The following is a 10,241-nucleotide window of genomic DNA, read 5'->3' as shown; positions in this document are numbered from 1 at the left end:
CGGGACGGCGCGGGTCCTTCAACCCGGCGCGGGTACGCCGGATGGACCGCGACAGACCCTTGATGGCGTCGTCCTGACCGATGATCCGCTTGTGGAGCTCGTCCTCCATGCGCAGCAGACGCTGCGATTCCTCCTCGGTCAGCTTGAAGACCGGGATGCCGGTGGCGGTCGCCAGAACCTCGGCGATCAGTTCCTCGGTGACGACGTCCTCGGTGACCAGGTCCTCGGTGCACGAGCCGGCCGAAGCGGTCATCCGGAGGATGCGCAGCCGTGCCCCGGCCTCGTCGATGAGGTCGATCGCCTTGTCGGGCAGGTAACGGTCGCTGACGTAGCGGTCGGCCAGCTGCGCCGCCGCCACCAGCGCGTCGTCGGTGATCGAGACGGCGTGGTGCGCCTCGTAGTGCTTGCGCAGACCTTTGAGCATCTCGATCGTGTGGCTGAGCGAGGGCTCGGCGACCAGAACCGGCTGGAAACGGCGAGCGAGAGCGGCGTCCTTCTCGAAGTGCCTGCGGTACTCGTCGAGCGTGGTCGCGCCGATCGTCTGCAGCTCGCCGCGGGCCAGCATCGGCTTGAGGATGCTGGCGGCGTCGATCGCGCCCTCCGCGGCGCCCGCACCCACGAGCGTGTGCAGCTCGTCGATGAACAGGATGATGTCGCCGCGCGTGCGGATCTCCTTGAGCACCTTCTTCAGGCGCTCTTCGAAGTCACCGCGGTAGCGGGAGCCGGCGATCAGCGCGCCGAGGTCAAGCGTGTAGAGCTGCTTGTCCGTCAGCGTCTCGGGCACCTCGCCCCTGACGATCTTCTGCGACAGGCCCTCGACGACGGCGGTCTTGCCGACGCCGGGCTCGCCGATGAGAACGGGGTTGTTCTTGGTCCTCCGGGAGAGGACCTGCATGACCCGCTCGATCTCCTTCTCACGGCCGATCACCGGATCCAGCCTGCCCTCGCGGGCAGCCTGGGTCAGGTTACGGCCGAACTGGTCGAGCGGCCCGGAGGTCGGCCGGGCCGACTCCTGGACAGCCAGGATCGCCGTCGGCTCGTCGTCCTCGGTGCCGGCGAGCGACTGAAGGACCCAGCTCCGGACGCGCCCGGGATCGGCCTGCAGCTTGACCAGCACCTGAGTGGCCACACCTTCACCCTCGCGGACGAGCCCGAGCAGGATGTGCTCGGTGCCGATGTGGTCGTGACCCAGCTGCAAAGCCTCACGGACCGACAACTCGAGGACCTTCTTGGCCCGCAGGGTGAAAGGAATGTGCTCCGACTCAGCCGGCCGCCCCTGGCCGATGATCTCCTCGACCTGCTGACGCACACCCTCAAGACTGACGCCCAGGCTCTCCAGAGCCTTGGCGGCAACGCCCTCACCTTCGTGAATCAAACCAAGAAGAATGTGCTCAGTACCGATGAAATTGTGATTGAGCATCCTGGCCTCTTCCTGAGCCAGGATGACAACTCGCCTCGCTTGGTCGGTGAACTTCTCGAACATCTCAAGCCTCCTGGCGGGAGCGGGACCTGCCGGACGAGCGCGACCAGATCGTCCGCATCGGCGATGACCCACATCAGGGCACCGTCAGGCGTTCCTGCGGTATGGCCGCCGTCGGTCGCCATCGGCAGGGCATCGAGAACCGGCCGCGCGGCCTTCAACGGGATCGCGCCGCGGTGGCCGCCTCGGCCCTGATGGTCCGTTCACGTGCCCGGCCGGACGTGGCTCCGTGCCGTGCCTGATCATCGGGCGTTCGGTGCTGGCCGTCGGCCATGATGCCCCCAGGTAGACCCCACGCGTTCCACGGAACGGGCGGTACGATCACCGCACGACAGCGTCTGGCGTACTGAGTCCGAGACTCTTGGCCTTTCGCACGGGCCTGCGTAGGCGGCCGCATCGGGCTTCGGCGGGTACTCCGCCTAATTACCACCTTAATGCTGATTGCGGCCATTGGACCGGATTCAGCCACCAGCCGAACGAGCCGCGGCGCGCGCTCGCCACAGACGCGGCGACCGGCACCGGGCGGCCGCTGCAAGGCCGGCGACCCGCCCGCGTGATCATTTTCCTGTCTTCACGAGTGCTTGGGCGTCAACGGGTCAGTCGGTCGTGCGCCGGCGAACCGGGCCGCCGACCAGCAGCGCGCCCAAAGCCGAGGTGGCGCCGATGATGCCGATGCCGGTCCACAACACCTCCGGCCCCAGCGGGAGCAGCGCTGGAAGCCTGGAGGCTCCCCGGTGCGGAGACCCCGGTCGTGCGGGAATTTCTCGCCGACCCGGGCTCCGGCGTCGCCCGCGCGGCCGCCGAGTGCCGGCGGCCGGACACGACGTGATGGCGGAGCCGTACCAGCCGAACCTGGTCTATCCCGTGCCCGGCGTCGGCGCCGTCTGGTCGCGGGCTGCGAGAGAGCGGCCTGGTCACACGGCGCCGCAGCGGTCGCGAGGTGTTCTACGAACGATCCCAGCTGGGTGACACTGTGTGTGCTGCCTCGTGAGCCTCCCATACATGAAGAGGCTTTCGGCGAGGCCGATAGGAGTGTCCTGCCTCGCTTGAGGGGTTGACACTCTGGGTCTCGAACTAAGCGCAGGTCTTCTGCTCGACGTCACACAGTTTGACCTCGGGGTACCGTGCTGACGGCAGTTTCGTCCGCTCCTGGCGGCAACAACTCGACGCCGGCCGCCGTCGGTTCGCCGAACTACAGCGCCGACAGGAGGAGGCCATGCACAAGGCCGTCCAGGAAGAGCGCTCCCGGATCGCCGGCGAACTGCACGATGTCGTCACCCACAATGTGAATGTGATGGTGATCCAGGCTGGAGCGGCACGCTGTCGGAGCTGACCCCCAGGGAACTGGAGGTGTTGCGCCTGCTCGCCACCGGGCTCAGCAACGCCGAGCTCGCTGACCGACTGAGCCTCAGCCCGACGACGGTGAAGACTCATGTCGCGCGCATCCTGTCCAAGCTCGGCCTCAGGGACAGGGTTCAGGCGGTCGTGCTCGCCTACGAGACCGGCTTGATCGCCCCAGGCTCGCCCGCCGACCGGCCGCCAGGGAGTATGTCTGTGCGCACTCCCTGAGAGAGCGGGCGCGTCGAGACGGGCCGCCGCTCGCAGCTGCCGATCACGTCGTCGTCGGGCGTCCGGCTTGATGGAGTCGCGGCGCAACACGGGCCCACCCCGGACCCCCCGGACAGCGCCGTCGCGACGCCGAACCGCTCGCCGGCCCTTACTGGACGTCGCCGCTGTAGGCGGCCGCCTGGATGGTGAACAGCTGGGCGTACGGTCCGTTCCGGGCCATCAGTTCCTCGTGGGAGCCCTGCTCGGCGATGGTGCCGTCGGCGACCACGATGATGTGGTCGGCCATGCGCACGGTGGAGAAGCGGTGGGAGACCAGGACGGTGATCCCCTCGCCGGAGGTCCGGGCCGTCGTGGTGAAACGCTCGTAGAGGTCGTGTTCGCTGGCCGGGTCGAGGGCGGCGGTGGGCTCGTCGAGGATCAGCACCTCGGGTCGGTCCCGCATGAGGGCGCGGGCGAGGGCCAGGCGCTGCCACTGTCCTTGGGACAGGTCGACGCCGTCGAAGAGGGGCCCCAGCCGGGTGTCCACACCGTCGGGGAGCCGCCGCACGAAGTCGGCGCCGGCCGCGTCGAGCGCCTCCTCGACCTGGTCCATGCGGGGCAGGTCACCGACGCCGACCGCCTGCCGTACGGGCAGCTGGAACTTGACGAAGTCCTGGAACGCGGCGGAGGTGCGCTGCCGCCAGGCGGTCAGGTCGGTCTCGGCGAGGTCCTGGCCGTCCACCTTGATCGTGCCCGCGGCCGGCCGGTACATGCCGGTGAGGAGTTTGACCAGCGTGGTCTTGCCCGCGCCGTTCACGCCGACCAGGGCGACGACGCTGCCCCGGCGCAGGTGGAAGCTGACGTCGCGGAGGACCGGGGCCTTCGAACCGGGGTAGGCGAAGGTCACGTTGTCGAAGGTGATGCCGCCGGTCGTGGGCTCCTTGCGGCCGGTCGGGCCGTGGGCAGTGGCGTAGTCGTGCAGCCAGGCGTAGTGCTCGGTGACCTGCCCGGTCTGGATGACCCGGCCGATCTGCTCGACCACCTCCTGGATCTGCCCGCGCAGCCGCGCGCCCAGGACCAGGACCAGGACCGCGTCACCGAGAGTGGCCAGGCCGCGGGCGGCGAGGTCCGCGGTGATGGCCAGGACCAGGAGGTAGCCGACGCTGAAGGAGATCCAGCCGAGGGCGTTCCAGATGCTCGCCCGTGCTCGCGCCCGAGTGATGAGCGTGGCGTACCGGTCCCAGGCCGCGGCGGCCTCCTCGTCGATCGCCGCCGAGGCGCCGCTGACCCGCAGTTCCTTCGCGGTGTCCGCCTCGGTGCACATCCGGTGCAGCATCTCCTCCAGGCGGCTGTGCCGGGCCGCTTCCTTCTCCGCCTCCCGTATCCGGCGCAGGGTCCGGGAGCTGATCCAGAGCGGCAGCAGCGCCAGCGGGGCGAGCAGGGCCAGCCAGGGATCGACCGCGACGAGCAGCCAGACCGACAACGCGATGCTGATCACCCCGGACGCGGTCGCCGTCAGGCCCAGTGCCAGCTGGGCCAGTGTCCGGGAACCGCGGCGGAGCAGGAAGATGCGGTCCAGATACTCGGGATGCTCCAGGTGCTCGACCTCGGGCAGGCGCGCGACCAGGTTGAGGATCTCGTCGTTGACCAGGATGTCGACCCGAAGGACCAGTTCGAGGGCGAGGCTGTGCAGGATCGTACGGCCGGTGGTGGAGGCGGTGTAGGCCACCGCCGCGAGGGCGCCCGCCGCCAGCAGGCCCCCGACGGTGCCCAGGCCCGCGGCGTCGACGAGCCAGCGCTGACTCAGCGCGAGGAGGGCGACGGCCACCGACTGGGCCGCCACGAGCGCGCCGACCAGCAGGGTGATCCACGGCCCGGCCTGCCAGGTGAGAGGGAGGGTGTGCCGGAGGACCTTCATCCGCTCTCCACGAATCGGGACGCCTGGAGCTCGAACATGCGGGCGTAGTGGCCGCCCAGCGCCATCAGGGCGTTGTGGTCGCCGTCCTCGAGGATCGCGCCGCCGCGCATGACGACGATGCGGTCCGCGTGCCGTACCGTCGAGAGCCGGTGCGAGATCAGCACGATGGTGGCGCCCTCCACCCCGGAGACGACGTCCCTGTTGAAGTCGGCCTCCGCGCGGACGTCCAGGTGCGCGGTGGGCTCGTCCAGGACGATCAGGTCGCGGCCGTGGCCGGCGGCGAAGAAGACGCGGGCCAGGGCCAGGCGCTGCCACTGGCCGCCGGACAGGTCCACGCCGTCGTGCAGCTCGCGGCTGACCACGGTCTCGTACGGCAGGCGCTCGGCGTCCCACCCCGCCCGCCGCAGGGCCCGCTCGATCCCCTCCCGGTCGTCGCGATGGTCAGGGGCTCCCATGGCGACGTTGTCGGCCACGGTGAGCGGGTACCGGTTGAAGTCCTGGAACATCACGGCCATCCGGCCCGGGTCGCAGACGACGCGGCCCTCGCCGGGCTCGTACAGGCCGGCCATCAGTTTGATCATCGTGGTCTTGCCCGCACCGTTGTCGCCCACGATGGCGAGGACCTCGCCGGGCTCGATCCGCAGGTCCAGGCCGTCGAGGACGCTGCCGGTGTTCGGGTAGGCGAAGGACACATTCTCGAACCGGGCTCCGGGACCGACCTGCGGGGGGACCGGTTGCGGGGGCGTACGGTCCGCGAGGGAGGCCAGTGCCCGTACGGCGCCGAGTCCGGTCTCGACCTCGTACTCCTCCATCCCGATCGTGGTGATGCCGAGCAGCGCGAAGGTGGCCACCAGGCAGGTGACCAGGTCCCCTCGCTGGGCGGCGAGGCCAAGCATGACGGAGGCGAGCAGGACGGCGCCGAAGGACAGCAGGATCGCGATCCGCTGGTGGATGAGGATGTCGCGGCGCGTCCGCCAGATGGCCGCGGCCAGTTCCCGGGCTTGGGCGGTACGCCGCCCCACCGCCCAGCCCGCCAGGCCGAAGACCCGGATCTCCTTGCCCGCCTGACCGCCGGCGCTCACCTCCGACCAGTAGTCGGTCTGCCGCCAGGGGCGCGCCTGGATGTACACCACCGCGTGCAGGCGCAGCGCCTGGCGGCGGACGATGGAGCGGATGGTCAGCGCCGCGGCCAGCAGCACGGCTGCCGTGACGGGCGAGTGCAGGGCCACCACCGCGGCCGCGAGGAACGCCCCGAGCATCCTGGACATGAGCACCACCTGCGCCACCGCGGCGGCACCGGCGGACAGGTTCTGCCATCCGCCCAGGTTCGAGGCGCGGGACAGATCGTCGGCGTAGGCGGGATCCTCCAGATGGGCGATCCCCCGGGGAGCGGCCGCCATGGCGCGGAGCCGGCGGCGTATCGCGCCGTCCACGCGCGCGACGACCACCTGCCGGTACGCTTCCATGGCCGCGACCACGATCCCTTCCAGGACGAGGAGCCCGGCCAGCATCCCCAGCGCGGCCCCGGCCTGGCCCGCGGCCATCTCGGCCACCAACCGGCCGCTGACCAGCGCGAGGAACGTCGGCAGCACGGCCAGGCACAGGCTGATGGTCCCCAGGACGGCGGCGTGCGACGCCGGCAACAGACGCAGCAGCCGGAACCGATCCCGAAAGATCACCCCAGAACGGTAAGGGCTTTCCCGAAGGAGCGGCAAGTGGATATCGGCCGGGTCGTCGATGGTGTGACCGCCGGTTTCTGCGGGTCGGGCTGCCCGCTTCTTGCCCATGCAGCCGCGGCGCGTTCCTTGTCCGTCGGCCGAGCCGGGAGCGGTGGCCTGATCCTGCTGCTCGACGTCTTCCGCGGCTACCGGGTGCCGGTGATGCGTTGCCGGGGGTGATCGTGCCGTCGGGCCGGAAGCCCGGTTTGGGCCGGCGAGCTTGTTCGGTCATGGTGGCGTCAACGCGCAGGTCGTGGTTCGGTTGTCGCACCAGTCGACCCCTTAGCCTGGGGTGATGGCGGGTGGAGAGCTGTCTCAGTCGGCTCGGCGCGAGCAGCGCATGCTGAAGATCTCGATGGCGGTCTCGGTCGCGCTCTCGGTCGTGGCGCTGGGGTGGGGGCTCGCCGCCGGCTCACAGGTGATCCTGCTCGACGGCGTCTACGTGATCCTCGGCCTGGGGCTGTCGTGGCTCTCGCTGTACGCCTCTCGCCTGGCCGCCGCTGACCCGACGCCGCGTTTCCCGTTCGGCCGGGAGTCGCTCGTGCCGCTGGTCGTGGGCGTGCAAGGTCTTGCCCTGCTAGGGACGCTCGTCTACGCCGCTGTGGAGGCCATCCGGGTCATCCTCGGCGGCGGGTCCGACGTGGCGGCCGCCAGTCTGGCCGCCTACGGAGTGGTGAGCGGACTCGCGTGCTTCGCGGCGTACGGCTACCTGGTGCGGCGCGGTCCGCGCTCGGACCTGGTCCGAGCGGAGGCGGCGGTCTGGCTCGCGGGCGCCGTGGCCAGCCTGGTCGTCGCGGTGGGCGGCGCCGCGGCGCTTCTCCTGAGTGCGACGGCCTGGCGCGGAGCGACGGCGTACACCGACTCGGTGCTGGTCCTGGTGAGCTGCGTCCTGCTCGCCCGGCTGCCCGCACGCATGCTCCGCCAGGCCGCGTCCGAGCTGCTGGAGTCCGCGCCGGAGCCGGCCGTCCAGCAGCTGATCCACGAGGTCGTCGAAAGGGTGCGGGCCGCCGAAGGGCTTCCCAAGCCGGTGCTGCGCACCACAAAGATGGGTCACAAGCTCTACGTCGACGTGGGCTTCGTAGTATCGCCGGGTCGCTGGGACATCGCGGACGAGGACCGCGTACGGCGGACGCTGCGCGACGGGCTCGCTGCCCTGCCCTACGCCCCGTGGGTCGTCGTCGAGCTCACCACGGACCCCGAGTTGGTGCTCTGACGCGGCGCCTGTCCACGTGCCGGGAGCTGCTGCAAATTTGAGAGGACGCGGGATTTCGTGCCGGTGGCCGGCCCCGAAGCGGCGCGTACGACAGGAGGCCGACTTCCGTCATAGGCTGCATCTCGCACGTGATGGACAGGAGGCTGAGGTGGCCGAGACGACGCTGACCGAGACGATCGTGGCCGAGGTGATGGCCGAGCTGGCCGAGCTCGAGGACCCGAAGACACGCGAGGTGAACGAGAAACACGGTGACGATCACGGTGTGAACCTCAGCAAGCTGCGCGCGCTCGCGAAGCGGCTGAAGACGCAGCAGGAGCTCGCGCGCCGGCTCTGGGAGACGGATGACACCGCGGCGAGACTGCTGGCGCTCCTGATCTGCCGCCCTAAGGCGTTCGAGCGTGACGAGTTGGACGTCATGTTGCGCGAGGCGCGCACACCCAAGGTGCACGACTGGCTCGTGAACTACGTGGTGAAGAAGAACCCGCACGCCGAAGAGCTGCGCCTGACCTGGTTCGCCGATCCGGATCCAGTGGTCGCGAGCGCCGGCTGGGCGCTGACCACCGAACGCGTGGCGAAGAAGCCCGAGTCCCTCGACCTCGCAGGACTGCTCGACATCATCGAGGCGGAGATGAAAGACGCCCCGGATCGCCTGCAGTGGGCGATGAACCACTGCCTGGCTCAGATCGGGATCGAGCACGCCGAGCACCGCGCCCGTGCACTCGACATCGGTGAGCGCCTGGAGGTGCTCAAGGACTACCCGACTTCCCCGGGCTGCACGTCTCCGTTCGCGCCCATCTGGATCAACGAGATGGTGCGCCGACAGCACGATGAGACGTGACTCATTTGGTGAGTCGGCGGTGGCGAATGAGGGCGGCGGCGATGGCGACGAAGGCTGCGAAGTGGTCCGCCCGGCGTTCGTAGCTCCGGTGTGCCGCACTCAACACGGCCGCACTTCGCCCCGGCGAATCCGCTAGCGGTCGCACAGTCCGCAGTTGCCTACCAAGCGGGCCTGCCGCCGATCCGACTGGGCGTCCCTCTCGGCTTGATCGCCTTCCGGGGACGTACACCGGCGTCATGACTCCCTGTAGCCCACGGTCGCTTCGGGCGTCCAGCTCGCGGGCCAGGGCCGGCTTGCCTTCGCCGTGGGTGCCCGCGACGCCCCGGGCTCCGGCGTCGAGGGTCAGCTGGACGAGCATCGGTCGCAGCGGACGTCGTCGGGCGGTTCGTTGGTGATCAGCGCGTCGAGCCAGTCGACGAACCGGACGCCGTTCACCTCGATCTCATAGAACTTGTCGAACTCGAAGAGCCCGTGGTCATCGCCGGGTGCGGTGTAGCTGTGCAGGCGCACCCCGGCGGCCTCGATCGCCGCCTCGTTGCCGGTGATCACGGCAAGGAGGTTCGGCGGATTCCCGTCCATCCACTGGGTCACCTCCGACGCCGCGTGAGGGTCGAAGGCGAAGTCGAAACGGGCCAGCACGAGGCCGGGATTATGGAGACCAGCCTGGGTCCAGAATCGGGGAACGCCCCAGTCCTGGGCGGTGAGCCCTTTGACCGCCCAGTCAGGCATGGTGTCGTAGGCGCCCCACCGCGCATCGAGGATGCCGGCGTTGAAATCGGGGTTGTTCGGCCAAGCGCCGGACTGGGCGCCGAATACCGTGACCTTGGCTTTGGGGAGCCGGTCGGCGACGAGGCCGCCGTAGAGGGGAGCGGCGATCGATCCCGCGGTCTTGCCGACGACGACGACCTGGGTGGCGTTGGGATAGTGCTCGGCGATATAGCTGAGCGCCGCCGTACCGTTGACATAGCCGCGGTGCTCGACGGTCAACTCCGGCGAGTACTTCTGGGAGGCGTTACCCAGATGCGCATCGCCGGTGCAGGGACTCACATAGAGAAACGAGTGATCGGCGAACGGGTTGTCGGACCGAGTGACGTCGAACATTCCGTTCCGGTTCTCCGGTTCCGAGCCCTGAACGCTCCAGTCGTAGAATTCGCTCTCGCCGTGGTCGCCTGTGAAGGCACAGCTCTTCGCGTCCCAGCAGACGCCGCCGCCGTTCAAGAAGAATACGACCTTGGTCGGATCGGCCCGCCGTTCCCAAAAGGTGAACTCGCTGCCATCAGCGCAGCGGCAATCACCTGCCGGCACGACTCGTTCCCACACCAAGTCCCTGGGGGCGCTGCAGCCGGCCAGCACCATGGCCAGAGCGGCCAGCAGAAGAAGCGGCATTTTCATCACACGGTCGTGGCGAGAACGGCCGCCAGCGCCGCGGGAGATGTGCGTCATGCGTCACAGGCTGCGCGGTGCCGGATGGGCCGCGCACCTGCCAGCGGTCATGTTCCGAACCCTGACTTTCGACGGATTTCGGG

At 69.4% G+C, this 10,241-nt stretch carries 8 protein-coding genes and 1 pseudogene; 5 read left to right on the top strand and 4 right to left on the bottom strand.

Annotation, left to right across the window (positions count from 1 at the left end):
* A partial coding sequence (locus tag ETD86_RS27055; RefSeq protein WP_138668976.1) for a Clp protease N-terminal domain-containing protein occupies positions 1–1,483 on the bottom strand: 1,483 nt, incomplete at its 3' end.
* Between the two features lie 1,213 nt (positions 1,484–2,696).
* On the opposite strand from ETD86_RS27055, the gene ETD86_RS57245 reads away from it, so the two are divergent.
* Complete coding sequence (locus ETD86_RS57245; RefSeq protein ID WP_211370336.1) at positions 2,697–2,813, top strand: histidine kinase; 117 nt, start codon at positions 2,697–2,699, stop codon at positions 2,811–2,813.
* Positions 2,801–3,049, top strand: a pseudogene (locus ETD86_RS27045) (response regulator transcription factor); the annotation flags it as partial. The gene ETD86_RS57245 and the pseudogene ETD86_RS27045, both read left to right, overlap by 13 nt.
* A gap of 148 nt (positions 3,050–3,197) precedes the next feature.
* On the opposite strand, the gene ETD86_RS27040 reads toward ETD86_RS27045, so the two are convergent.
* Positions 3,198–4,946: an ABC transporter ATP-binding protein gene (locus ETD86_RS27040; RefSeq protein ID WP_138668974.1), complete on the bottom strand. Its 1,749-nt coding sequence runs from the start codon at positions 4,944–4,946 to the stop codon at positions 3,198–3,200.
* Positions 4,943–6,625 (bottom strand): ATP-binding cassette domain-containing protein, encoded by a 1,683-nt coding sequence (locus tag ETD86_RS27035; protein WP_138668973.1) that lies wholly within the window; start codon positions 6,623–6,625, stop codon positions 4,943–4,945. Before ETD86_RS27035 ends, ETD86_RS27040 begins: the two co-directional genes overlap by 4 nt.
* A gap of 36 nt (positions 6,626–6,661) precedes the next feature.
* Here ETD86_RS27035 and ETD86_RS27030 point away from each other — a divergent pair, with 36 nt between their 5' ends.
* From ETD86_RS27030 to ETD86_RS27020, 3 genes are all read left to right on the top strand, one after another.
* Complete coding sequence (locus ETD86_RS27030) at positions 6,662–6,844, top strand: hypothetical protein (protein ID WP_138668972.1); 183 nt, start codon at positions 6,662–6,664, stop codon at positions 6,842–6,844.
* A 115-nt stretch (positions 6,845–6,959) separates the two neighbouring features.
* Entirely contained in the window at positions 6,960–7,877 is a 918-nt protein-coding gene (locus tag ETD86_RS27025) for a cation efflux transmembrane domain-containing protein (RefSeq protein ID WP_138668971.1), read from the top strand.
* Positions 7,878–8,067: 190 nt separating this feature from the next.
* Positions 8,068–8,715, top strand: a complete 648-nt coding sequence (locus ETD86_RS27020) for a DNA alkylation repair protein (protein ID WP_211370339.1) — start codon at positions 8,068–8,070, stop codon at positions 8,713–8,715.
* 342 nt (positions 8,716–9,057) lie between these two features.
* Here the strand turns inward: ETD86_RS27020 and ETD86_RS27010 are convergent, their stop codons facing one another.
* A complete protein-coding gene (locus tag ETD86_RS27010; RefSeq protein WP_170223291.1) occupies positions 9,058–10,158 on the bottom strand; it encodes a pectin acetylesterase-family hydrolase in 1,101 nt (366 codons plus the stop codon).
* Positions 10,159–10,241: the final 83 nt, after the last annotated feature.

The organism is Nonomuraea turkmeniaca (assembly GCF_005889735.1).
Lineage (GTDB): Bacteria > Actinomycetota > Actinomycetes > Streptosporangiales > Streptosporangiaceae > Nonomuraea > Nonomuraea turkmeniaca.
The sequence above is the reverse complement of the archived record's forward strand: the minus strand, read 5'-3'. Positions and strand labels throughout refer to the sequence as shown.

What these genes read in the sequence shown, in the direction of transcription:
- ETD86_RS57245 (WP_211370336.1), top strand. Translation starts at nt 2,697, where the DNA reads ATGCACAAGGCCGTCCAGGAAGAGCGCTCCCGGATCGCCGGCGAACTG.
- ETD86_RS27040 (WP_138668974.1), bottom strand. Translation starts at nt 4,946, where the DNA reads ATGAAGGTCCTCCGGCACACCCTCCCTCTCACCTGGCAGGCCGGGCCG.
- ETD86_RS27025 (WP_138668971.1), top strand. Translation starts at nt 6,960, where the DNA reads ATGGCGGGTGGAGAGCTGTCTCAGTCGGCTCGGCGCGAGCAGCGCATG.
- ETD86_RS27020 (WP_211370339.1), top strand. Translation starts at nt 8,068, where the DNA reads ATGGCCGAGCTGGCCGAGCTCGAGGACCCGAAGACACGCGAGGTGAAC.
- ETD86_RS27010 (WP_170223291.1), bottom strand. Translation starts at nt 10,158, where the DNA reads ATGACGCACATCTCCCGCGGCGCTGGCGGCCGTTCTCGCCACGACCGT.